21 protein-coding genes and 1 tRNA gene are annotated in these 22866 nt (G+C 40.5%); 13 read left to right on the forward strand and 9 right to left on the reverse strand.

Features of this window, described 5'->3' with window-relative positions; all coding sequences use genetic code 11:
* The first annotated feature begins 158 nt into the window (after window positions 1–158).
* From pscS to BB781_RS01625, 3 genes are all read left to right on the forward strand, one after another.
* Window positions 159–1322, forward strand: coding sequence for an O-phospho-L-seryl-tRNA:Cys-tRNA synthase (gene pscS, locus BB781_RS01615; RefSeq protein WP_094226749.1), 1164 nt, complete (start codon window positions 159–161; stop codon window positions 1320–1322).
* A gap of 140 nt (window positions 1323–1462) precedes the next feature.
* On the forward strand, window positions 1463–2380 hold the full coding sequence (locus BB781_RS01620) for a mechanosensitive ion channel family protein (RefSeq protein ID WP_094226750.1): 918 nt from the start codon (window positions 1463–1465) through the stop codon (window positions 2378–2380).
* 94 nt (window positions 2381–2474) lie between these two features.
* A complete protein-coding gene (locus tag BB781_RS01625; protein WP_094226751.1) occupies window positions 2475–3008 on the forward strand; it encodes a J domain-containing protein in 534 nt (177 codons plus the stop codon).
* A gap of 106 nt (window positions 3009–3114) precedes the next feature.
* On the opposite strand, the gene BB781_RS01630 is transcribed toward BB781_RS01625, so the two are convergent.
* Together BB781_RS01630 and BB781_RS01635 are read right to left on the reverse strand one after the other, a co-directional pair.
* Window positions 3115–3732, reverse strand: coding sequence for a hypothetical protein (locus BB781_RS01630; protein ID WP_094226752.1), 618 nt, complete (start codon window positions 3730–3732; stop codon window positions 3115–3117).
* A gap of 200 nt (window positions 3733–3932) precedes the next feature.
* Window positions 3933–5144, reverse strand: a complete 1212-nt coding sequence (locus BB781_RS01635) for a tetratricopeptide repeat protein (RefSeq protein WP_094226753.1) — start codon at window positions 5142–5144, stop codon at window positions 3933–3935.
* 273 nt (window positions 5145–5417) lie between these two features.
* On the opposite strand from BB781_RS01635, the gene BB781_RS01640 reads away from it, so the two are divergent.
* The 4 genes from BB781_RS01640 (at window position 5418) to BB781_RS01655 (ending at window position 7751) form a co-directional block, all read left to right on the forward strand.
* Window positions 5418–5489 (forward strand) — tRNA-Gly (locus BB781_RS01640).
* A 548-nt stretch (window positions 5490–6037) separates the two neighbouring features.
* Entirely contained in the window at window positions 6038–6934 is an 897-nt protein-coding gene (locus BB781_RS01650; protein WP_207205226.1) for an alpha/beta fold hydrolase, read from the forward strand.
* Window positions 6935–7055: 121 nt separating this feature from the next.
* Window positions 7056–7187 (forward strand): hypothetical protein, encoded by a 132-nt coding sequence (locus BB781_RS16295; RefSeq protein ID WP_277985474.1) that lies wholly within the window; start codon window positions 7056–7058, stop codon window positions 7185–7187.
* A 48-nt stretch (window positions 7188–7235) separates the two neighbouring features.
* Window positions 7236–7751: a gamma carbonic anhydrase family protein gene (locus BB781_RS01655; RefSeq protein ID WP_094226755.1), complete on the forward strand. Its 516-nt coding sequence runs from the start codon at window positions 7236–7238 to the stop codon at window positions 7749–7751.
* A 30-nt stretch (window positions 7752–7781) separates the two neighbouring features.
* On the opposite strand, the gene BB781_RS01660 is transcribed toward BB781_RS01655, so the two are convergent.
* Window positions 7782–8159: a hypothetical protein gene (locus tag BB781_RS01660; RefSeq protein ID WP_094226756.1), complete on the reverse strand. Its 378-nt coding sequence runs from the start codon at window positions 8157–8159 to the stop codon at window positions 7782–7784.
* Window positions 8160–8370: 211 nt separating this feature from the next.
* On the opposite strand from BB781_RS01660, the gene BB781_RS01665 reads away from it, so the two are divergent.
* The 4 genes from BB781_RS01665 (at window position 8371) to BB781_RS01680 (ending at window position 11812) form a co-directional block, all read left to right on the forward strand.
* Entirely contained in the window at window positions 8371–9171 is an 801-nt protein-coding gene (locus tag BB781_RS01665) for a CBS domain-containing protein (protein WP_242492491.1), read from the forward strand.
* A 337-nt stretch (window positions 9172–9508) separates the two neighbouring features.
* A complete protein-coding gene (locus BB781_RS01670; RefSeq protein ID WP_094226757.1) occupies window positions 9509–10117 on the forward strand; it encodes a YkgJ family cysteine cluster protein in 609 nt (202 codons plus the stop codon).
* 73 nt (window positions 10118–10190) lie between these two features.
* Window positions 10191–11132, forward strand: a complete 942-nt coding sequence (locus BB781_RS01675; protein ID WP_242492492.1) for a phosphotransferase — start codon at window positions 10191–10193, stop codon at window positions 11130–11132.
* Complete coding sequence (locus tag BB781_RS01680; protein WP_094226758.1) at window positions 11111–11812, forward strand: HAD family hydrolase; 702 nt, start codon at window positions 11111–11113, stop codon at window positions 11810–11812. Before BB781_RS01675 ends, BB781_RS01680 begins: the two co-directional genes overlap by 22 nt.
* 20 nt (window positions 11813–11832) lie before the next feature.
* On the opposite strand, the gene BB781_RS01685 is transcribed toward BB781_RS01680, so the two are convergent.
* A complete protein-coding gene (locus BB781_RS01685; protein WP_129582600.1) occupies window positions 11833–12450 on the reverse strand; it encodes a hypothetical protein in 618 nt (205 codons plus the stop codon).
* Between the two features lie 139 nt (window positions 12451–12589).
* The gene (locus BB781_RS01690) at window positions 12590–13450 is read right to left on the reverse strand and encodes a PrsW family intramembrane metalloprotease (protein ID WP_094226760.1); all 861 of its coding nucleotides are present in this window, start codon (window positions 13448–13450) and stop codon (window positions 12590–12592) included.
* Window positions 13451–13616: 166 nt separating this feature from the next.
* Between BB781_RS01690 and BB781_RS01695 the strand changes: the two genes are divergently transcribed.
* A complete protein-coding gene (locus tag BB781_RS01695; RefSeq protein WP_094226870.1) occupies window positions 13617–14069 on the forward strand; it encodes a DUF5788 family protein in 453 nt (150 codons plus the stop codon).
* Between the two features lie 28 nt (window positions 14070–14097).
* Here BB781_RS01695 and BB781_RS01700 read toward each other — a convergent pair whose 3' ends face one another.
* The 4 genes from BB781_RS01700 to BB781_RS01715 form a co-directional block, all read right to left on the reverse strand.
* Window positions 14098–15069: a mechanosensitive ion channel family protein gene (locus BB781_RS01700; RefSeq protein ID WP_094226761.1), complete on the reverse strand. Its 972-nt coding sequence runs from the start codon at window positions 15067–15069 to the stop codon at window positions 14098–14100.
* Between the two features lie 39 nt (window positions 15070–15108).
* Window positions 15109–16020 carry a hypothetical protein gene (locus BB781_RS01705; RefSeq protein ID WP_094226762.1) on the reverse strand — a complete coding sequence of 304 codons (912 nt, stop codon included), beginning with the start codon at window positions 16018–16020 and terminating at the stop codon, window positions 15109–15111.
* Window positions 16021–16358: 338 nt separating this feature from the next.
* Window positions 16359–18821 (reverse strand): tetratricopeptide repeat protein, encoded by a 2463-nt coding sequence (locus BB781_RS01710; RefSeq protein ID WP_094226763.1) that lies wholly within the window; start codon window positions 18819–18821, stop codon window positions 16359–16361.
* Between the two features lie 114 nt (window positions 18822–18935).
* Window positions 18936–19532: an IMPACT family protein gene (locus BB781_RS01715; protein ID WP_094226764.1), complete on the reverse strand. Its 597-nt coding sequence runs from the start codon at window positions 19530–19532 to the stop codon at window positions 18936–18938.
* A 146-nt stretch (window positions 19533–19678) separates the two neighbouring features.
* On the opposite strand from BB781_RS01715, the gene BB781_RS01720 reads away from it, so the two are divergent.
* A complete protein-coding gene (locus BB781_RS01720; RefSeq protein WP_164997743.1) occupies window positions 19679–22849 on the forward strand; it encodes a tetratricopeptide repeat protein in 3171 nt (1056 codons plus the stop codon).
* The last annotated feature ends 17 nt before the right edge of the window (window positions 22850–22866 follow it).

The raw sequence follows: 22866 nt of genomic DNA on the forward strand, positions 1-22866 counted from the left end.
CTGAATTAGCACTTTATGGTGCTTTTTTTCTTTTGTTTTTCGTTCTTTGTCCAACCAGAGCTATGATTTAGTGACAACATATTAAACTAATTTTCGATGAACATTTTTAACTAGTATTGGAAAGTTCAGTATCACTACTTCAGACCAGGGGAAATATTATGGAACTTGATGATTCTACTCTTAGTAAATTCGGATTTATCGAGCGTGGTCCCAAAGATGCTATAAACATCGACCCGCTCCAGACAGGTGGCAGACTCACAGAAGAGGCCCGCAGGGCATTGCTTGAATGGGGAGACGGATATTCGGTCTGTGATTTCTGTGGTGGTGTACTTGACCTTATCAAGAAGCCTCCGATAGAAGAGTTCATTCACAGTGCTCTGCCCGTATTCCTGGATACGGATGCTGTAAGGATTACCCATGGTGCAAGGGAATCAAAGTTTGCTGTCATGCATTCCATGGCACATGAAGGCGATTATGTTGTGCTTGACGGGCTTGCTCATTATTCTTCTTTTGTTGCTGCACAGCGTGCAAGGCTTAACGTTAAGACAGTTCCACACAGCGGCAGTCCTGAGTATAAAACGGATGTCGAAGGGTATGCCACAGTTATCGAGGAAGTCATAAGTGAGACTGGCAAGGCTCCGGCACTGGCACAGGTCACATATCCGGATGGCAGTTATGGCAACCTTGCAGATGTAAAGAGGATAGCCGACATTTGCCACAGTTACGATGTGCCGCTCATGCTCAATGGTGCCTACTCTGTGGGCAGGATGCCTATCCATGCAAAAAAGATGGGTGTGGATTTTGTTGTGGGCAGCGGTCACAAGTCCATGGCATCATCAGGGCCCATTGGTGTGCTGGGAGTTAAGGAAGATTATGCGGACATAGTTTTCAGGAAATCTCCCACACACAAGGTCAAGGAAGTAGAACTTCTGGGCTGTACCGCAAGGGGTGCAACAGTGATGACTATGATAGCTTCATTCCCACACGTGGTGCGCCGTACACGCAACTGGGAGAATGAGGTTGCAGATGCCCGCTGGTTCTCTTCAAAGCTGGAAGAGATGGGAATTATGCAGATGGGCGAGAATCCTCACAATCATGACCTGATGTTCTTTGAAGCGCCAGTATTTTACGATATTTCACAGACAGCAAAGAAAGGCAGGTATTTCCTTTACAGGGAACTTAAAGAGCGTAATATCCATGGTATTAAATCAGGACTTACTAAATACTTCAAGCTAAGCACTTTCCAGGTCGGAAGGGATAATCTGTCATATGTGGCAGATTCTTTCCAGGAGATTATCGATAAGTACCAGAAGCCAGAGTAAACTGTCTTTTCTATATACTTTATTTTCCTTTCTTTTTTGCCGGTTTCAACTCGCCTTTCTAAATAAGTAAAGTATATCGCTAAGATGAATGTTCTTAGTTATGATCTGATCTCTTGATAGTGCAAGTACGGAGCTGAAGTATGGGTGAGAATTCTTCACGTAAGAGCCTGATGAATGTTAAGTCAAAGTTGGTGCACAAGTTGCTGAACAAAGTCTTCCTGTTCTTTGTATTCATGATAATTGTTGCACTTGTATTCATTCACGTAGCTGAAACGCAAATAATACAAGTTCCTGTTGTTTTTACAGAGTCTCTGAGTGCACTGGTCACTATTTTTATGTCATATGCTCTTGCAACACTTTTCATAAAACTCACCGTTAATCATATCCTTGATCACTTTAAGGGTCTGGGGCATATTGAGGAACGAATACTCATTGGCAAGATGTACCTTGCTTTTGTATATCTTCTTGCGACCCTGGTAATTTTCTGGCAGTTTAATATCACCATACAGAATATAGCTATCTTCCTTGGATTGATGACCACAGGATTTGCTTTTGCTATAAGGGATGTGATCCTTTCCTATTTCATATGGTTTATTCTGCTTACCAAAAAACCCTTCAAGATTGGTGATTACATTAGGGTGGGAGAGGATGGTGACATGGAAGGACTGGTAAAGCATATCGGCCTGTTCTATGTGGTAGTTGACCCGACACCCGATAGTTACGAGGATTATTTCAAGATACCAAACAAGACTTTCCTTGAGAAACCCATCAAGAATTATGGCAGGGATAAGTTCAGGAATGAGTTTGAAATGTATTTTGATATGGATGACCTCCCGTCTGATCTTGCTTCAAAGATCGAGATCCTGAAAGAGAAAGTATGGAACAGTATCGATGTTGATGTAAGTTTCTTCCTGGGCTCTGACCGTGACGGCGTGAAGGTCACTGTTTATTACAAGTCAACTTTTGAGCGTCGTGAGCAGATCCGGCACCAGCTAACGGTCATGATGCTCAGTGAGTTGAAGATGGGAAATGCCAATGAACTTCCTTCTATGACTTAATCCTCCCCTCAAAAGAGATTCTGGATTGTGCATATGGTTATATAAATGAGCATAGTACTAGTGAAGTCTTCAAAAACGAAAATGAGTGAATAAAATGCTTAAAATAAAAGGACATGACATTGGTTCAGTAGTTGTTAAGGGCGCTAGTAACAGAAGAGCCATACAATTTCAGAATAACATTATTACGATCCTAAAAAAGATTGGTGTTAACGAAAATGATATTGATATCCCTCTTGAGCGCCTGTCAATGAAAAAAGTAAAAGCTTCTGCAACCTGGTGGATATCAGATCATCGCATGCATTACAGCCACAACATGCAAAAAAATTATGTAGAGAATCTCTATGTCCTATCCAGGGTAATTGAGATTGAAGCAAACCGGGTTCTTTCAGAGGACATCACACTATCTGAGTTCATTTTAGAGTTCAAAGAGGATTCTGATATTTATGATAAACGCCAAGAGGCGCGAGAATTCTTTGGCTGTGATCACGATGAGACTGATTTTGAGCTCATTAATAAAAAATATAAGCTCATGTCAAAAGAATTGCATCCGGATATGCCAACCGGGGACACTGAGAAATTCAAGCAGCTAAATGTCGCACATAAGATCCTGAAGAGGGAGCTGACATAAGATCAGTTTCAACTTACCAGTTTTTGCCTGTAAGTCCTGGAATACACTCCGTTCTAATCGCGAAAAAGACAGGAATACTCTTCATTTGAGTATTCCAATCTCATCCCTATTCTTGATCGAAATAGTCAACAGTTGATGATACTGAACTGACTATTACTGTAGAATTATTCCTGATAACGTACTCGCTCAGCCCGACATCACTGTCGGGATCTCCCCAATCGTATGTGTATCCCAGTCTGCTCCACGGGTACTGATCATAGGTGGTATTTTTAAGGGAATTGAACCATTCTGCATGTTCCTGTGAGACGTTCTCATAAAATTCAAGTTGGGACTGAGTATCTGTGATCTCAGGATCAGGAGATGGTCTGAAAAGGTCATCCGGTCTGACCCACATTTCTACAAAATACTCATTCCCGTCCTCATAAGGAAGGCCGATGAGCTGTTCCAGTCTGAGTGTTAGATCATCATCCTGGATATCATTTTGCTCAACGAAGTCTTTCAACTCAGGAATGACCATCACCCATGTGTCTCCCCACCATGTGGACACGTTTGAATTGACAGTGTAGCTCTCAGGATACTTGGTCCATGTGACAACAAGGACATATTTGTCACCGGACTCTTCCATCCATTGAAGTTCAGTATTAGACTCGATTATCGGGGACAGTTCTGTGTATATCTCATCCTCTTCAGCTACGATTGCATCTTTTATTGCAGTCCTGTACATTAGTTCAAGGTCTGTTATTTCAGATGGGAATGTATCCTGATAATCATCAAGAGCACATCCTGCAGATAGTATAGCCAGCAGATATGGATAATACTAACAATAAATTGTATTTTTCATTTATTTTTCCTTTGTTTTTCTTTTATGGTATTGGTCTGCGTTCGTTAATCGAGTCTCTAATGAATGCTTATGATCGTTTTAGCCTAAGAGCTAAGTTCTCCTGCTTTTTTATAGCATTCATTTGCTTCATCGGACCTGCCAAGTTCGTTAAGAGTATCTCCTTTTCCTTCCCATGCACCGGCATATTCCGGATCGATCTCTATTGCATTATCGTAACATTGGATTGCCTCGTCATATCTACCAAGTTTGTAGAGTGCATACCCTTTTTCTTTCCATGCAGAGGCAAATTCCGGATAGATCTCTATTACTTTATCGTAGCATTCTATTGCTTCATCATATCTTTCAAGTATACCAAGCATATACCCTTTATTTCCACATGCATAGGCATCTTCCGAATTAATTTCTATTGCTTTATCAAAGTGGTTGATGGCTTCATCATATCTCTCGAGTTTGTAAAGTGCATATCCTTTTCCTATCCATGCATAGGCAAATTCTGGATAGAGTTCTATTGCTTTGTCATAGTATTGGATTGCTTCATCATATCTTTCGAGTTCAATAAGTGCATCTCCTTTTCCTTCCCATGCATAAGCATCTCCCAGGTTGAGCTCTATTGCTTTCTCATAGGATTCTATTGCTTCGTCATATCTGCCGAGTTCAATAAGTGCATATCCTTTTCCTATCCACGCAAAAGCAAATTCCGGATTGAGCTCTATTGCCTTCTCATAGCATTCGAGTGACTCGTTGTTCTTGTTTTCGAGGTATGAATAAGATACTCCTTTGTTATACCATGGCTCATAATTATCCGGGTCAGAGTTTACCCTTTTGTCAGAATATTCTATTGCCTTCTCAAAGTATTCTGATGATTCATTATACCCGTAATTATAATACAGGACCATTCCTTTTCCTTCCCATGCTTCATCAAATTCCGGATCGATCTCTATTGCTTTGTCGTAGCATGCGTCTGCTTCGTCATAATTATAAAGTTCGAGAAAAGAGTCGCCTTTGTAAACCCATGCATCCATGTTCTCGGGCTCTATCTCTATTACTTTATTGTAACATTCGATTGCTTCATCATACCTGTTAAGTGCGTAGAGGGATTCTCCTTTATAGTTCTGGGCATCGGTATAGTATGGATCATCTGCCTGTATGCTATCCGCCGATGCAATTGCTTCCTCATACATGCTTGCCTTGTAAAGTTCACCCGTGTTTGGAACCTGCTGTTCCTCTTCGATGCATCCGGCAGAAAAACCCGCTATCAATAAAATGATCAAAATAAATGTTTTTACTAATTTCATAATTTGTCTCCTGTTCTGCTGTCATGATATTTTGTTTAGCAGAAATCTATGTAAAATATCCATTTACTTAATTAATATATTACTATTTATTATATCGTGCACATTCAATCTATTCTGCAAGTAATTATCAAAAGATCACCGAGGTTCCAAAAGATACAAAATCCGAAATCCTCTCTTTCACACAAAACATTATATGCAAACTCTTTGATTGCTCTCCTTACCAAAAAATCTATAATCTCAGACGTAATATTACAGACTATAATTTTTCGATGTGCGGCTGTGGTTTAGTGGCTATGACCGTGGCTTCCCAAGCCATGAACCCGGGTTCGAATCCCGGCAGCCGCATGAGGATTTTTATGGGGTATGAGTAAGTCCAAAAAACCGAACAGTATAAATAATTACACTAAACACACACATCCAAATTTAATTCATTGTTGATGTATAAAAACCAAATAAATCTACTATTGAGATAGTGTTATTTTCAATATATGGACTCAATGATAGGAACCAATATAGTAACAATGTAAATTATTATTCATATCATCAATGAAACAATGATGAAACTCATTTTATTTGTTCTAAACAAATGAGCTAGCAATGGATCTAGTGAATTCTTGCTATCTTTTATTTCTATGTTTTTGTCATCACCAAATTCGTCTATCAAATTAAAAACCACTCCACTCATTTTCTGTATTCTGCAACGTATCCTAAAATCTTGCAGATCGTGGAGTTGGTTTATTACTACAATTGTTGATAAGAAGGCATATATTCCTGTCAGGAATAATATTATTTGTTCTTGCTTTTGTTGCATTTTTGTCGGATACGACGAAGATAAGAATATTTTCATTGATCTTGATTGTAAAATCTGGGGTGTAAAATCTGGGGTGGAAAATATGGATAATGAGGATGATATGGATAGTGCGAATAATCCGGCATGGATCGATACAAATGAATATCCGTTCAGATCGCATTTTTTTAGGACATCTGTTGGGAACATGCACTATGTTGACGAAGGGGAAGGGGATCCGGTGGTCTTCATACATGGCAATCCTTCATGGTCGTTTGAATTCAGGGGTCTGATCAAAGAGCTGTCAAAGAGCCACAGGTGCATTGCGCCTGACCATATCGGTTTTGGTTTGTCGGACAAACCGGGGCACTTTTCATATTTACCGGTGGACCATGCTATAAATCTTGATGCTTTTCTGGAGTCGCTGGATCTGGAGAACATCACTTTGTTTTTTGGGGACTGGGGCGGGCCGATCGGATTATCCTATGCATTAAATCATCCTGAAAAGGTAAAGAATATCGTGATCACCAATACCTGGATGTGGTCTGTAAGATCAGATTGGTATTATCAGGCATTCAGCAATTTTGTAGGAGGGCCGAGTGGAAGATATCTCATCAAAAAGCATAATTTCTTTGCTAAGAATGTTGTCAGGTCGGTTTTTGGTGACAAAAGCAAACTGACCCCGCAGATCCATAAACATTATTTGATGCCACTGGATGATCCGAAAAAAAGGAAAGGGTCCTGGATATTCCCAAAACAAATAATCGGCTCAGCGGATTGGTTACAATCCATGTGGGATGAAATACATGTCCTGAAGGATAAAAATATACTGATAGCCTGGGGCATGAAGGACATCGCTTTCAGGAAAAAGGAACTGGATCGATGGGCAGGAGCATTCCCGGATGCAAAAGTCATCAGATTTCCCAATGCAGGTCACTTTATTTCGGAAGAGGAGCCGGATGAGTTGATTGCAGTTATCAAAGGATTCATTCCGGATCAATGACATGTGGGGCATTAAAAACAGGCTTTTCTAAGATAATAGAAAAAGCCAGTGATGCTACTGACCAGGTTGTTGCGTGGTTATTTAAATCAATGGTGCTATCTTTATACTGAAGAGGAATACCATGCCTAGATATTGTAAAGTATGCGGACAAAAAAGTGGCAGATGCAATCATCTGATGGTAGATTTTGGTGAAAGGGAAGAGCACAAGGAAGAAAAGAAGGAGGAATCCGGGGGTTCGGGAAGTCAAAAATAATCATTATCCGTTTTGGGCACTTTATTGTAGTTATTTGAAGTGATTCACATGATTCTGAAATTCAAAGATACTAATCCTAAAATCTCTCCAACAGCTTTTGTAGCTGCAAATGCAACGGTAATTGGTGATGTTAGCATCTCAGACCAGTCTAGTGTCTGGTTCAATGCGGTTATCCGGGGTGATAGTGGTGCGGTCAAAATAGGTGAGAGGACAAGCATACAGGACAACGTTGTCATTCACACGGATGCGCCGCAGAGGGTTAAGATTGGGGACGATGTCACTGTCGGGCACGGGGCTGTACTGCATGGGTGCAATATAGGCAACAATGTACTCATCGGGATGAACGCCACGGTACTTGATGGCGCAGAGATAGAAGATAACTGCATCATTGGGGCAAATGCACTTGTGCCGCCGGGGAAGAAGATACCTGCGGGAAGTCTTGTTGTCGGAGTGCCGGGAAAAGTACAGAGGCAGCTCACAGATGATGACATCGCCCATATACGGGAGAATGCGGCGGAATATGTCCGATTGCTCAAAGAATATAAAAGTATGCAGGATGAATGACTCCATCATGCCAGATTGGCTCTGCTAAAATTATATGATAGCTAGCACAAACGCGATTATTCCAACTGCGAACAAAGCTGTGAATATCATGATCGTCTTTTTTCTCAGGTCTCTCTCTTTTTGCGTAAGAGGCCTTAATTCATGTTCGTGTTTCTTTTCCATATTTGATCCTACAAAGGTGCCGATGACCAGGCCGACAATATATCCTGTAAAGATACTTTCCAGCACAATAGCTATTGGTATCCCTATTGCAATGCCGATTGCAAGTCCACGTCCCATATAATGGCCCCTGGGGTACTTGCCGGTAGCCTTGTACTCTTCTCTTTTAAGCTTGAATGCAAAAAATGACATAACAAGCCCTGCAAGGAGCAGCGCAAGGATTATGATCAGAACAAAAGAATATGCCATGCATCTGGTTTTGTATCCTTTAACTTAATAGTTTGCGGACAGGGGAAGTTATCATTGGCGTGACATCGCCGGTATTTAGTTTCAAATACTAGTGATGCGTAATATAATATATGGAGTAAATGGCATCCTGCGTTCTCAGTTAGGGCGAAAATGCAGGAATCAGCCTTAAAAAGGGCTTATCTTTTATAGAGTGGAACCAAGGAGTGAAACAATGATAGTTGGGGATATAATGACTAAAGACCCGGTATGTGTAAAAGAAAATGATCTGATGACACATGCCAGGCAGGTATTGCGTGATAATCATCTGCATGGCCTTCCTGTACTGGATGAAAATGGCCGCGTAGTGGGGATGCTGGATGTCCAGGACGTCCTCAGGTTACAGTCGGGAAGGTCTGAAGTAACAGTAGGAGGTTATGCGCGTGAATTCCCGTTTATCATTCCCCAGACCGGGGTAAGAGAGGCTGCAAAACTACTGATCGATGCACAGCAACACCGCTCTCCGGTCTTGAACTCATCAACAGACAAAACTATCGCAGGCATACTGAGTGATACCAATCTGTTGCGACAAGTCCATCTATCAAAGCTCCCTCAAAAGACAGTGGGGGAGATAATGAACAAAAATGTAAAGACTGCTTATCCAGATGACAGTGTAGCTAAGATATGGGGCAACATGCTGGAATGGGATTACACAGGAATACCTGTTGTATCTCATGATGATGAAGTCATAGGAATAATCACCCGGAGCGATATCATAAAAGTAGGGTTTGCCAGAGTAGTTACCCGTTCCGGTGATTTCCATGACAATGGTTCCGGGGATAGCCCTAAAGTAGAAAAGCTAATGTCTACACCGCTTTATTCGATCAGTTCCGGCACAACCATCTCCAAAGCCATCGAAGCCATAATTCACTACGATGTTGGTCGCATATGCGTCACAGATAACAAACATCTCATAGGCATTGTTGACAGGTTTTCCCTTCTGAAAGAATGTCTTTCAGGCCACGGTTTTGAATGATTTCCTACTTTCCCACCATTTTTTTATAATTTTGCATCTGCCAGAGTTTTACAAAGGCGATTTTATCATTGTTTTTCATTCAATCAGGTCAATGCAGGGTCTTTTCAAAAACACCACTTTCAATATTCATATTATGTAGGCTTGTTTCTATGGCATTAATTCCTTCAATATTACCTTTATTTCATAATTTACTATCATATTTGTCACTAAATCATAATTTATCATGATTATTTCCTTTTTTCCCACTCAAAACATCTATATCCTCCTTATCTTCCTATATACTGCAATTTATTGAATTATACAGGTAAAAAAGATGTAATTGGAGATATATCGACTTATGGAATCCAGTATGACGGTAAAAAAGGCTATTCATTATAATGTGATACAGAACATTCTGCGATATTATGAATGTCCCGATACATGCAAGGCATATTGTTGCAAGAACGGCCGGGTTCACATGCTCGAAGATGAGTTCAGGTTCCTTACAGAAAAGGACCAGGAGAAAGCAAAGAATATTATAAGCGATTCCAATATCCCTCATCTCTATATGATGAACACCCCATGCTCTTTTTTGAATATGATCGACAGGTGCGATATCTATGACAAAAGGCCTACTGTCTGCGGTCTGTATCCATTTAAAGTAAATAATTCCGGCGTCTCACTAGGATTACAGCCATGCCCTCTGGGTTTTTTGATAATCAGAGACTTCTCATCATGGATAATGGACACCATCTCAAGATCAAATATCCCGGAAGATGAAAAGGCCGGGAAGATCAAGGAATGGCAGAATAATCTGGATTCCTATGAAACCGAACTTTCTGAATTCCACATAAAACCGATCCTGAAAGAAATGCAGATACCCTTTGATGAACTTGATATACTGTCAATGTTCCTGTTCTCTAAAAATGCGTTGAAAAACATTCCCCTATGTACTCCTACACTTTAACAGATAGACACATATAGTCATACATAGAAGTGCATAGAGTATATACCAACTCAAACAACGGGGAAATGCGGTTTTGAAATATTATGTGAACACTCTTTATCCGGGAGACCGTTTCAGGGACTGGCTTGTCGGACTGCTTGGTGACAGGATACATAATAAGAATTGTATGGTTGATGTTTTCAAGTATGATCCATCCTCGCATACCGTATGCAGGTACAAGTTCAGAGGAGAACGGTATAGTGTTGTAGCCAAGTTCTTTGCCGAGCCGCGTGGGAAAATGAAAAGATACGATGCATGTGAGGCAATGACGAATGAATATACCAATCTGAAAAGAGTGGAGCAATTCATAAACGTTGCAAAGCCCATAGCAATGAACCGGGATTTTAATTGTGTCCTCGTAACTGAGTATATATCAGGCAAATCTCTTTTCCGTTACATGGAAAACGAAAGGAATCTTTATGATCGTCTTACATCGGTTGCGCACATGCTTCGCCGCCTCCATGATTCCACAGAAGGCTACTATAACAGGGCGCGGGAATTTGCAAATTTCCATCATGTTCTGGATCAGCTCCATCTCGATCATTTCACAAGACAGGTTTTTAATGAACTGCTGGGAAGATGGTGGTACAGTCCGCTCCTTGACCGTTACTGCGGCTGCATGGTTCACAGGGATGCAACTCCTTCCAATTATATTTTCAGGAAAAGTGTTCCGTATGCTCTTGATTTTGAAAGTTCTTGGGAGAACGGCAATGCTGTGAGGGATCTGGGTATATTGTGCTCTGAACTGAAGAATTATTTTGAATATAACAAGGGTTCAGGAACAAGCGCTGAGCCTTATATTGGGCATTTCCTCTGGCATTACAGCAGGAATGAGGAAGATTTCCATTATATTACAAAGGTATTGCCTTTCTTCATGAGCCTTGGGCTCATAAGGTCTGCCCGGTTGCACAGGCGATATCCACATTATAATTATCTCATTAAGGAGGCTATTGAATGTCTGAAGGCTCCCAGATAAAGGGTTTGATATTTGATTGTTACCACACGCTGATAGATATCCAGACAGATGAGAGCAGTTTCTCAACCTATGATGCTGTGAGCAAGTGGTTGCAGTACCGGGGTGTGAAGGTAGATCCTTCTGTATTGAAAGAGGAATATCGCAACAGGACAAAGTACATAGTTGAAACTTCAGCAGAGTTCCACCCGGAAATAAAGATAGAGGAAGTCTTTGAGTCTATCTGCAATGATCATTCGATGTGGGATATCGATGCAAAGGAACTGGGAATTGAAACCTCTATTGTTTTCAGATCTGCATCCTTGCGCAAGATAGAGGCTTATCCGCAAAGCCGGATGGTCCTTGAAAAGTATAGGGATCTTCCTAAATGCATAGTATCTAACGGACAGCGCGTTTTCTCGGAGGTTGAATTGAAATTTCTGGGGCTTCATGAGTATTTTGATTTCATTATATTCTCCTCAGATGTGAGGTACAAGAAACCCGATACAAGGTTATTTGAAAAGGCGCTGGGTCTTCTGGGTCTTGAAGCGCATGAAGTGTTGTCCATAGGTGACACCCCTGAGAATGATATCTTTCCGCCTCAGGAGCTTGGAATGCAGGCCATGCACATCCGGGATGCATGGAAAGAAGTTGCAGACATAGAAAATAAAGGTGATGAAGCCGAAAATACAGAAGAGGCCTGAACCCTATGTTCTTTTATTTTTTATTTATCCCTTATCTGGCATGATTCACTGCACATCGACCTGATGAACTCAGAAACCTTATCATAATTCTCCTTTGTACAGAAAACGATGCTCTTTTCTCCGTATCCGGCTGAAAGTGTGATGGTGCTGCTGTATGGGTAGAATGTAGCCTTCCTGATCTTTTTCCATTTTATGTCCTGGTCCTGTCTGGAATTTGCAAGAAAACCTGCTCCTGTTGCTGTAGGATTCCTGGCAAGAAGTCCGATGATTATCAGCAGGAAATTCAATTTACTATTCTTGCTACGTTGTTCCACACGGCTGATGGTTCGCACACTGTTACTGTCCATTCTGTAGGAAAGCATGTATTTGTTCCCGTAGTATACGAATATGAACACTGCTGTGAAAAAGAACAATAAGCCTATGAGTATCAACGCATATTTAATGTCACTCGCATTGCTGCTGTTGGAATAAAAGTTCCCGCTCAGAATCGAAGGAAGTGTTATTAAAAACACGATGCTAAACGTGATAAATGTTGCAATTCCCAGAACTTTTAGTAGTTCTTTCATGATGAACCTGTTAGTCAATATTGAAACGTCAATATCCCATTTGATCTCATTTTTCGTGTTTATATCCATCACCAGCCATAACCACCTATCATTGTGAAACGACTAAATCCCTGCTGGATGAAGTCGATACTACAATGAAGCAACATCTATTAAATCATTTTTAATTTTAGAGGCAATGAAACTATTTGCCAGATATGTACAGGCAGTTAGGTTATTTCCAGCATGAAGCTTCCGGTATTCTGTTCCTCAGTCTTTCTATCTGGAGTCTCTTTGCTTCGTTGTATCTTCTCCATAGCAAAAAAAAGCCGATCAATGCAACTGAGACCTGTCCAATGAAAACATTCACCACGGGCAGGGGACATATGGCTAAGACTTCGGGCAGTCCGTTCCAGAGCCCGTGAAGTATGGCAACTGTCAGATATGTGATGATGACCTTGTGGTTGATATGAAATATCCGTGGTCCGCTTTCCCTGAACATCACACTGACAAGGATGGCTGTCCATGTGCCATGTCCTATGGGGGCGATAACTCCTCTTATAAGGGTTATAAGGACTGTCTGGGAAAGGCTTCCCCCACTTGCCAGGAAGGCTGTAAAGGCGTAGCCTGTGCTTTCAAGTGCTGCAAAACCCATGCCCGATGCCGCGCCAAGAATGAGGCCGTCCATTTCGGAATCATGAAAGCAGCGCTTTGCGATAATCAGGACCCCAAGTATTTTGGCAAATTCTTCTATCAGTCCGACCTCAAAGGAATAAAGCAATTTATGTTGGGATAAGAATATAGGTTCCAGTGTTGCTGCGGCCAGTACCCCAAGCAATCCACCATAGAAAAAAGCCCATGATGTTGTTGGTATATCGAGTTTGCTCAAATGTCTTCTCTGGTAGAAAAAGGCAACATATGTGATGGGCACCAGAAAGTTCCCAAGCATAACGACTGTAGGGAATATATTGGAATTGCGGGTTGCTGCAAGTGTGAACACTCCGAATATATACAGAAGTAATCCGCCTGTAAATACTTTAAGCCAAGAGAGTTTTCTCTCATCTTCCACTTCCTCGTAGATTTTTGTTTCTTTCATGTATATAACATTAGTCAGTACTCTGGGAAGTTGTTCAAATTGACAAGTGCTATTTTGAAAGTCATTAAATGGTCCGCATCAAATTAAGCATAAATTCCAATTTGAATATATGGTGTTAAGGCATATAATTTACGACATCAAATTTGATCACAGGATGTAATTGAAGATGCCGGATCCAGTAAAAGATGATACGATTTTGGAATGGGAAAGAAAACAGCTTCTTGCAGCATTGCATGCACGTCTTTTTTGGGTAGGCGAAGAAGTGCCCTATTCAGTTGATATAAAAGGGATAAAGTGTAAGCTACACGATCTGGTATGGGGGCTCATAAACAGGGATGAGATATCGGATGAGGACATAAAGCAGATCGAGAAATACATCTCTTATCTCAAAGAAAAGGAAACAGAGGATGAACTGCAGCTAGCAACAAAAAAACTTACAAGGGACGAAGCAAAGAATCTTTTCGATGAAACTGCTGGTTTGCTCCGGGCAATAATGGACCTCCGGGAAATTGAAGATGGGACTGCAAAGGAGAAAGAAAAAGAGTTTCATGAAACTTTTTCCCGGGAGCGCGTGGCTGAAGTGCGTCGATGGCTTAGCTTCCTGAGAGATAATGGATGATTAGTAGAAAACCTCACATCAAATTAATTCAGGTGCCTGAATATGATCGGATATCCACTTCAGGCATTTTTGTAACTTCTACACTTGAAATACTTCCTATGATGATATCCTGGTCATTGACAAAGACCTCAAGAAGACTCAGAACGATCATATCATTGAAATGTCTTCGTTTTTTAGGGTCAACTACGTATCTCAAGTGCATTTCTATCCTGTCGCCTTCAATTTGCATGAATACCCTTGTTTCAACATCATAGGACGTCAGCAAATATTTCTGTTCCATGCTGGCAAGTTCCTTTTTGGAATGTTCGACGTAGTCTTTTATAAGTTCATTTGTGATATCAAGTGCTATTTTTTTAGCTTTCTTCCAGTTACTTCCAGGGGCCAGTATGATTGTCACTTCATCCCATATGAATGAGAAATCCTTTGTGTAGTTCTTTACTGTATTGTTCAGGATAAAGCTGTTTGGAACATTAAGTATCCTCCCGGAGTATTGATCCCCATCGATCCATTCTCTGATTTCCATCAGGGTTGTATGGAAATATGCGATATCAAGTACATCTCCGTAGCATTCACCCATCTGTATCCTGTCACCTGCACGAAAGGATTTTGAGAATAAGATGATGATACCACCTGCAAAGTTACGAAATACATCCTGCAGTGCGATGACAACTCCCGCACTGAAAATACCGTATGCAATTATAACGGTGGTTGTTTCCTTTAAAAACACTATCAGTACCAATCCCGCAGCAAGCAGAGTGATGAATATCGAGGAAGCCTTCTTAAGGGTGTACCTGTCCCTGGTGTCATTTACTCTTTTCTGGATAATGTTTTCAAAAAAGGCATCCAGCAAATATGCAAACAAGACTATCAATGATGCCTGTATCAACTTTACAAGCAGGATCTCATAGTTTTCAGTATAGCCTGTAAAATAATTGAAGTAAGAAAGTATCAGGATAATGATTGTAAATAGCAAAATTGCAAAATTGTTTCTTCCATTCACATAATAATCTGGGATACTATATTATAATAGCTTAATCCATCAGATACACTTAATGTTTGAACATGTATTTTGCCAGATACTGAATGCTATGCGATATATCCTGTTTCCTGCCAATATACAAAATGTGAATATAATTAATGATTGATTAACTTCACCTGATAGGATCCCTGTTCCACAAAAGAAAAGTATCGCCACAATTCTCGCTGATTTTATTCTTGCGGGGTCAAGAGATTTGCCGGTCCTGTCTCCAATGCTCTCTAATTTTTCCGGTCTTATAATTGCAGGCAGAAATAGGAGAGTCCCTAATACAACAAGCAACACACTTTCCAATGAATATGTGAATGTCACTCCTCCCTTTTCAATGAAACTAAGGGCAGAAGCTATAAGTGTCAGAGTTCCTAACAATAAATGATGTTTTGCCGGGTCATTTAATCTGCTATCTATTATAAATCCTGTAGCTGTCAGAACGCCGTATATGAAGAAAGCGTAGTGTGATAGTATTATCCCAATAAAGCTGACTAAGGACGAATCTATTACTCCAGCTGGCATACCGGTGGAATGATTAACGATTCTCAGGATGAGGAGGAACCAGACAAATGGCAGAATGGAAGATGTTCCTGAAAAAATGATAACTACAAGTGCCAGAGATACATTTACGAAAGCTCCCCACTCCTTGTCGGGATCAAGTTCTCTTGAGATTGCCCACAAAAGAAATACAAGCAAACCTGTTCTTATTCCGTTTGTCAGACTTGCATAGTTCGTTTCTCCATGGAATACGTTAAAAAGTGCAACAAAGGCAAATGTGAGGAAAGCAATAATGACTATCAATTTGTTTGTCACATATTTGAGGTCTAATGGGCGACCTATAGTGGTCATTTTGCTTAAATCCACTTTTGTAAAAAGTGCTGCAACCTGATCTCTAGTTATCTGATCATCTATTTTAGAGTTCAAAAGTACCTCATAATAATGATAACAATTATTCATCATAGTATAGATATATTTATATAGTATGTTTTATTTGTAGGTAATACAGTCACATAAGATGGACTGTGGCAGAATATCCCTGAAAATGGTACGATATGGGATTCATCAAACCCGCCAAAAAGCGGAAATTGGATTGCACAGGAATGTGGACTCATGATACTTTCCCCTCGGTATCCCCTAAAAACGTTTACACACGTCCACATTTCCTCCGTCAATTCATGTATTGGAGTATGAGCAAAAGGTAAGGAGTAATAAAGAGTATGCATTCCGGTTTTTATGGAATGCGGGGTTATTGTCATTTCACTTTACTCAATGCCTTCTTCTATCTTTCTGGCATTTTCATACATCCACAATGCATCTTCTTTTCTTCCCATAAGTTCCAGTATATATCCAAGATTCTCAAGTGTAATTGTCACATTGGAGCGATACGTCTGGTTTTCAGGTTCTAGCTCCATTATTGCCGCATAGGTTTTCAAGGCATTCTCATAGCTTTTCTTTGCTTCAGCATGCATTCCATTGTTAATGAAGAAAGAACCCATTCCATCCAGCACCCCGGCATAATCCAGATGATGTGCTGTGTTTGAAGGGTTTGCATCCATCAATATCCCATAAGTTTCAAGAGATGTATCATATCTGGTCTTTGCCTCATCGCCATCCCCGACACTTGCAGCAAGTTCTGCGATCCTTGAGTGAAGTGCTGCAATTCTCTCAAGCGGGAAGATGCTTTCCGGTTCCAGTTCTGCCAGTGTGGCATATGCTTCAAGTGAATATTTGTACATATATCCGGATTCTTCAGTTTCTCCTTTTTCTGAAAGGGTATGTGCTATGTTCTCAATAACAGATGCACGGTTGGCAACAATAGATACATCGTTCCCATTCATTTCCAGCAGGTTGTTATATCTTGAAAGCAGGAATTCAAGTACTTCCAGTTTTTCAGATGCCTGTTGTTTCCCGGCGGACAGCTTAATCCTTTCAAGCAGCTTTACTATTTTAGGCATATATCGGTTTGAGTTATCTGTTTCCAGAAGGTGCTCATATACTTGAAGCGCCTCTCTTGTTTGTCCCATTGCTATCAGGATATCGGCTATCTTTTCCTGAAGTCCTTTTATCCGGTTTGAATTCTTCTCATGTTCATCTGGTACAAGCCCCAATAGTTCCGTTCTGATGCCGATTATCTTTTCATACTCTTTTTTCAGGCTTTCCACATTTCCTGTATTGTCTGCTTTCCTTTCCTCTTCAATCAGTATCTCATTTATCCTGTCAGCATATCCTCTAATGAATGTTCCTGTTTTTACAAGTTGCATATAACTGAACAAGGCATCATCATCAAGTCCAAGGCTAAGCTGCGTTTGTGCAATGCATTCCAGAACCTCATTCATTTTGGAACAGTCTCCTGTTGCATGCCTGACTGTTTCATAGGTTGAAAAAGCCTTTTTGAAATTCTCAAGTGCTTCTGCATGAGCACCATTTTCAGCAAGCATCCTGCCTGTTTCATTGCATATTCCTGCCCTGATCAGTTCAAGTTCCAGGTTTTCCTGATTCACCATCTTTATCTTTCCTTCCAGTTTTTTGTAGAGATCAAGTTTTGTATCGGTACTATCAGCCAGTTCTATCAATACAAGCATGTCCTCTATTATGGATACTCCTGCCTGTAGGTTTGAACTGTCCTCATATTCAGTTTCAAGAATATTCAACACAATATCCGCTGATTCTTCTATTCTTTGAATTGCCTCTTCTATTCTGCCTTCGTCTTTGAGCAGGTTTCCCATAATATCCAGAGAGAAAGCTACATTCAGCTGGTAAGAGGTATTTGATGGCATTGAAGAAAGCAGTTTCCTGGACATTTCAAGTATTGATTCGTATTTTTCCAGCAATCTTTCTGAATGCTCGTCATTTTCCAGCAATCTGTTCATATCCCTAAGAAGGTCAATGAGCATCTTCCTGCTGGCAGGGTTATCTGGATCTTCATTAAACTGCTTTGAAATTATCACCAGTGCCTCTTCAAGTTTCAGGTACGATGCTTCTTTTTTTCCTTCTTTTTCAAGTATATGTGCAAAATTTTGTAAAGCTGTGGAGACTTTTACTGATTCTGTATTATTTTCATGGACCTCTGCAAGGTACATTTCCAGTAATTGGCCGTATCGTTCTTCATCCGGCCCGGTTGCACTCTCCACGGGGATATTCAGCAGGTTTTCAAGTATTGTGTTTCTCTTTTGCCTGTATTCAACGACATCATTTTTGCTTTCAGCTGTCTGCTCATGGAAATTGAAAGCCTCTTCAAATACCTTGAATGCTTCCTCATTTTCTCCCATTTCTGCAAGTAATGCCCCCATATTGTTAAGAGTGGATACAGCATTTGAAATATGGGATATATTTGAAGGCTCCTTTTCAATGAGTTCCTTGTAATTCTGTGCGGATATCTCATATGTATTCCTGGCATCTTCCTTATTCTCCACATTCTCAAGAGCTGTTGCCATGTTACTGAACATACTTGCCCTTTGCTCAAGAGGTAGATATTTAAGGTTCCTTTTGAGGATATCTGAAGCAGCAAGATATCTTTCAAGTGCTTCTTCTTTTTTACCATATGAAAACAGAAGGTCTGCATATGTCTGCAATACTGCGACCTGTATCTGAGGTGATTCTGATTCTTTTGCCTGCTCTTCAGCATGCTTCAGGATTTCAAGTGCATCTTCATGCAGTCCTTTTTCGATGAGGCTTACTCCTTTGTTGAAGTGCCTAAATGCCATATCTCTTGCTTTTTTGGACATAGTGCTCTCGGTTTTTTGATGATGGTAATTAACAACATAGGTTATACTATTTATTTTCTATCGGGGAAATAATTATTAATGATTGCATTGGTTCGCATTTTAGGTGGGAGTATCTTATTTAATAGTAACCCTGTTCTTAGTTGCATTTGTGATTTTTTCTAAAAAAACAGCTTCAAGCTCTGACTCAATTTCTATGGTAAAAAGTGCGACATCGGAGTAATCCGTGTTCAGGACGGTGCCATATTCTGAAACAACCTTGTTGACGATCTCAATGTCTGAATAATCCGATTCTATGTACATACATATCCTGTCACGAACTTCGATGGTTCCGGCATTATCTATTGCTTCGATTGCTGTTTCCTTGTATGCCTTTGCAAGTCCTCCAAAACCAAGTTTGATTCCTCCAAAATATCTGCTCACGACAACAGTCACGTTGCTGAGTTCCTTCATCTCCAGCACTCTGAATACCGGCTTGCCGGAGCTTCCGGCAGGTTCTCCATCGTCATCAGACCTCATTGCAATGATATTGCCTGAATTTATGAGATATGCAGAAACATTGTGGTTTGCATCGCTATGCCGGTTTTTGATATTTTTGATGAACTCGGTTGCATTTTTTTCATCGTTTACAGGAATTGCATAGGCAATGAAGATTGAATTCTTAAACTCTTTTTGTGCCTGCCCAGGTCCTTTCAATGTTCTGAAGATTGACACCTGTATCCTCCTTCATGCCTTTGTCTGCTATAATTATATATGGTTGTTTATACTATTTCTTTAGTTTCGATATATGTAAATACTTCAATTGCTATATTTACTATTCACAAGTGTTAGCATTCAACTTCTTATTATCTGGTAATGTTATGTCCTTTAAAACTCATGTTCGCTGTATAATAATCCTGCTGGCAGTCTTTTTTTTGTGTCCTTTAGCTGACAGTCTGGGACAGGAAGCCCAGGGTTTGAACTCAATAGCAGTTTCGATGACCCAGAATGGTACTTATGATGAGGCCATTGACTATTATGATAAAGCACTGGAAATAGAACCTGGTTATATTCTGGCGCTTGATAACAAAGGTTCAACTCTGTTCCTGATGGGGAATTACAGTGGGGCGTCAAAAATCTATGACCGGATACTTTCTACTTATCCAGATTCTCCAGCAGCCATTTATAAAAAAGGTCTTTCCCTTTCAAGGCAGGGTTATCATGAAGAAGCCCTTGTATGTTATAACCGGTCTCTACAATTGATTTTAAACGAAACGGTTTCTGATTATGAACCAATATTTGACATCGGCATGTTTTCCCTGAAGGGTGATTCTCAGGAATGTTATATACATAATGTGAACTATGATCCAAGAATTCCAAGTGTATGGTACCAGAAAGCCCTGTCACTTGAAGCTCTTGGAAGGCACAATGAATCTCTCTACTATTATGATCAGGTTATGGGTTTTGCAACATCATATTCTGCTGATCTGTCAGGGCGTGCCGCCAGTTTATATGAGCTTGGAAAATATAATGAATCTATAAGTGTTTATGATGAAGCGCTTGGAATCGAGCCTGATAATGCTGTTTATTGGTATGGTAAAGGACTTGCATACGATGGCTTAGGTGATTACCGGAATGCTGTGGATGCTTATGACAGGGTTATTGAGTTTGAACCTGGAAATGCCAATGCATATTTTAATAAGGCTCAGGCATTTGAGGCTTTGGGTGAGCCCGAACTTGCCGTACAGCAATATGATGCACTTCTGACACTGGATCCATATGCTGTTAATGCCTGGTATAAAATGGGCAAAGTCTACCAGCAGCTTGGGAATTACGACTCCTCCCTGAAAGCCTATAATCAGGTTCTTGTCTATGAACCTGAAAATAAAGAGGTATGGACTCTCAAAGGTGATATTCTGGATATTATGGGGAGGTACACAGAGGCTATAGAAGCTTACGATAAGGCACTACAGTTTGTATCTGATAGTTCGGGCGCAGGTTCTTTTGGGTATGGGGCTAAACTGTTTGGTGTGCCGGTAGAGGTTTCTGATTGTTATGGAAGCACTCCTGAATTCAAATCAGATTCTGCTTTGCTGTGGTTCAACAAAGGTCTTGCTTTTTACAAGATGGCTGATTATGCACGCGCAATTGAGGCATTTGACAATGTAGTTTCGATAGAGCCTGATTTTCCAATGGTGTGGTATAAAAAGGCTAATGCATATGACAATCTTGAAGAATATGGTGAAGCCGTTAGATCATATGAGCAAGCTTTAAAGATCGATAGTTCGTGTTCAAGAGTTTACTATGACCTTGCTCTTGATTATGATAGGCTCGGTGAGTATGGCTCTGCCCAAAAAACATACTCTAAAGCTGTAAAACTGGAACCTAATTTCACAGCAGCTCATTATAACAGGGCTCTGGCTCTGGATAATCTAAAAAAACATAGTGAATCTGTAGAGGTATATGACCAAGTGCTTGAATTACATCCGGAGTCTGTTGATACATTGCTCAGGAAAGGTAATGCTTTGCATGAACTTGGCAGATATGAAGAAGCAATGGCTTGTTATGAACTGGTTCTTCAATTAAATCCAACTCATTCAGTGGCTCGATTCCAGTTAGGTTTAAATAAGAACTTACTTGATAACAAGGAAAACTCCGTTTCCGATTTCATAGGAACTTCTTCTTTGTTTGGAGTTATGAATGCCAATCTTTTCAATTCGGATCTGTTCATCTGGTATGGTTCTGATTCTCTCTTAAATAGCAATTCCAATAACCTGAAAGATGCGGAAATACTTGGCGACTTTATAACTTATGACAGGGTATGGGTCTCAAGGGGTTCTTTCTTTGAAAGTATGTCTATGCCAGACGTTGCCCTTGTTTCTTATCAGAAAGCAATACTTCTCAACCCGGATTCTGCTGAGGCATGGACCCGTATGGCCTCATCTTATGATTCGCTTGGAAATTACGCTGATGCTGTCACAAGTTATGAACAGGCGGTATTGCTTGATACCGGTAATCTGGATGCCTGGTTCAATAAAGGTCTCTCACATTACAATAATGGGGACAATCAGCTAGCAGTTGACTCCTTTAAGAAAGTACTTCAAAAAGAACCTTCCAATCAGAAAGCTCTCTACTTTGAGGCTTTAGCTTATGATAATCTTGGCATGTATGCCGAATCCCTTCATATCTATGGATCCATACTGCAAAAGGACATCCAGAATACCGATGTCTGGTATCGGGCAGGCTATGCTTCATACCACCTAGGATCTTATGAACAGTCCATTGATGCGTTTAGCCATGTTTTGAAATACGACCCTGGAAACATCACGGCTCTTAAATTACAGAGCACATCAGCTGAAAATATTGGACTGTATGAAACAGCACTAAGCTCATATGAAAGAATACTGGATATTACTCCTACAGATTCAATTGCAATGTTTGGGAAAGCCTCAGTATACGAGAAACTTGGGAGATATGAGGATGCTCTTGCAACCTATGATAGCATACTTGAACTAGAGCCCGGTAATTCAAGGGCTTTGAACAGCAAAGGCTTCACCTACTATCTTATGGGTGATCTGGCAAGTGCATCATCAATGTTTGAGATGACAGTAGCTGCTGATCCTTCAAGTGAATCTGCATGGTATCATCTGGGCATGCTGTCGTATCTGAGAAGCAGCTATGCCGGTTCCATCTATTACTATGATAAGGCACTGGAACTGGATCCATCATGCACTACTGCCTGGTATAACAAAGGTTTCATCCTTAATATCCTGGGAAAGGTTGATGATGCAGTCATATGTTACGACAAGGTACTGGCAATCGATCCAAATTCAACCTCTGCTCTCTACAACAAGCAGTTTGCATTGTATCGTATTGGTAAATCCGTTACTGCAGATGCAACAAAAACGAAACTGGACTCTATTGATCCGGGCTTTGCAGCTTCCCTTAAAGACCGGGGCACAGAGTTCTTCCTGCCAGATAGTTACAGTGATACACTGGATTATAAACTGCCTCAGAGATGGTACGACAATAACAGTGCAACACAAAGCTAATTCCTGTCACACAAGAT

Origin of the sequence: Methanolobus psychrotolerans (assembly GCF_002243045.1) — an archaeon.
Classification (GTDB): domain Archaea; phylum Halobacteriota; class Methanosarcinia; order Methanosarcinales; family Methanosarcinaceae; genus Methanolobus; species Methanolobus psychrotolerans.

Bases quoted from the DNA above. Each gene is read 5' to 3' on its own strand.
- pscS (WP_094226749.1), top strand. From the start codon at position 159: ATGGAACTTGATGATTCTACTCTTAGTAAATTCGGATTTATCGAGCGT.
- BB781_RS01620 (WP_094226750.1), top strand. From the start codon at position 1,463: ATGGGTGAGAATTCTTCACGTAAGAGCCTGATGAATGTTAAGTCAAAG.
- BB781_RS01625 (WP_094226751.1), top strand. From the start codon at position 2,475: ATGCTTAAAATAAAAGGACATGACATTGGTTCAGTAGTTGTTAAGGGC.
- BB781_RS01630 (WP_094226752.1), bottom strand. From the start codon at position 3,732: ATGTACAGGACTGCAATAAAAGATGCAATCGTAGCTGAAGAGGATGAG.
- BB781_RS01635 (WP_094226753.1), bottom strand. From the start codon at position 5,144: ATGAAATTAGTAAAAACATTTATTTTGATCATTTTATTGATAGCGGGT.
- BB781_RS01650 (WP_207205226.1), top strand. From the start codon at position 6,038: ATGGATAATGAGGATGATATGGATAGTGCGAATAATCCGGCATGGATC.
- BB781_RS16295 (WP_277985474.1), top strand. From the start codon at position 7,056: ATGCCTAGATATTGTAAAGTATGCGGACAAAAAAGTGGCAGATGCAAT.
- BB781_RS01655 (WP_094226755.1), top strand. From the start codon at position 7,236: ATGATTCTGAAATTCAAAGATACTAATCCTAAAATCTCTCCAACAGCT.
- BB781_RS01660 (WP_094226756.1), bottom strand. From the start codon at position 8,159: ATGGCATATTCTTTTGTTCTGATCATAATCCTTGCGCTGCTCCTTGCA.
- BB781_RS01665 (WP_242492491.1), top strand. From the start codon at position 8,371: ATGATAGTTGGGGATATAATGACTAAAGACCCGGTATGTGTAAAAGAA.
- BB781_RS01670 (WP_094226757.1), top strand. From the start codon at position 9,509: ATGGAATCCAGTATGACGGTAAAAAAGGCTATTCATTATAATGTGATA.
- BB781_RS01680 (WP_094226758.1), top strand. From the start codon at position 11,111: ATGTCTGAAGGCTCCCAGATAAAGGGTTTGATATTTGATTGTTACCAC.
- BB781_RS01690 (WP_094226760.1), bottom strand. From the start codon at position 13,450: ATGAAAGAAACAAAAATCTACGAGGAAGTGGAAGATGAGAGAAAACTC.
- BB781_RS01695 (WP_094226870.1), top strand. From the start codon at position 13,617: ATGCCGGATCCAGTAAAAGATGATACGATTTTGGAATGGGAAAGAAAA.
- BB781_RS01710 (WP_094226763.1), bottom strand. From the start codon at position 18,821: ATGTCCAAAAAAGCAAGAGATATGGCATTTAGGCACTTCAACAAAGGA.
- BB781_RS01720 (WP_164997743.1), top strand. From the start codon at position 19,679: ATGTCCTTTAAAACTCATGTTCGCTGTATAATAATCCTGCTGGCAGTC.